An 816-nucleotide genomic window follows, 5' to 3' on the forward strand; every position below is an offset into this window, starting at 1 on the left:
CTTGTAGGACATGATGGAGGCCTTTCGCTGGACCGGTGAAATACGATGGTGAAATGGCATCCATCGGCGCTCGACGCCTTGATGCGTGTCAAAGAACCCGCCAATTGCATCCGTGCGAAAAAAGTCGGCCTCGATCCGTTTTGCCTGTACGGAGAGAAGTGATAGTTAGCCTCTCTTGCAGGCGTATCGAGCCCAGGGATCTCAGGTGAGCCAATACGAAGCGCCTATTTTGTCGGCCGGCGGCGCGATGCTGAAATCAGTCTTGTCGCAAATGTTCGAGCAGGCTCCGGGCTTCATGGCTCTGATGCGCGAGCCGGACCATGTCTTCGAACTGACCAATGCTGCCTACCAACGGCTGATCGGCCACAGGCGGGTGATCGGAAAGTCGGTGCGCGAGGCCCTTCCAGAGTTGGAAGGTCAAGGCTTCTTCGAACAGCTGGACCAAGTGTACAAGACCGGCGAACCGTACAGAGGCCAGGGCATGAAGATTGCCCTTCGCAACAACAACGACGAACCGGCAGAAGAGCGCATCCTGGATTTCGTCTACCAGCCGATCAAGGCCGACGATGGTCGCATCACGGCCATCTTCGTCGAAGGCACCGATGTCAGCGAACTGTCCTTTGCGAATGCCGCACTTCGGTTGCGTGAGGATCATCTGCGCTCGATCCTGGCAACGGTGCCAGACGCAATGGTCGTCATCGACGAACAAGGCCACATCCAATCCTTCAGCACGGCCGCGGAAACGCTGTTCGGTTACAAGTCCAGCGAAGTCATAGGCCAGAATGTCAGCCTGCTGATGCCGGCGCCGTATCGTGG

The 816-nt window shown here is 57.4% G+C and carries 1 protein-coding gene; it reads left to right on the forward strand.

Annotated features, from left to right (window positions below; genetic code table 11):
• Positions 1–247: 247 nt before the first annotated feature.
• The coding region (locus ACXJ7R_RS34880) for a PAS domain-containing protein (protein WP_457155765.1) at positions 248–816 on the forward strand (569 nt) is incomplete at its 3' end.

The sequence above is a fragment of the Mesorhizobium sp. P5_C1 genome, assembly GCF_054049815.1.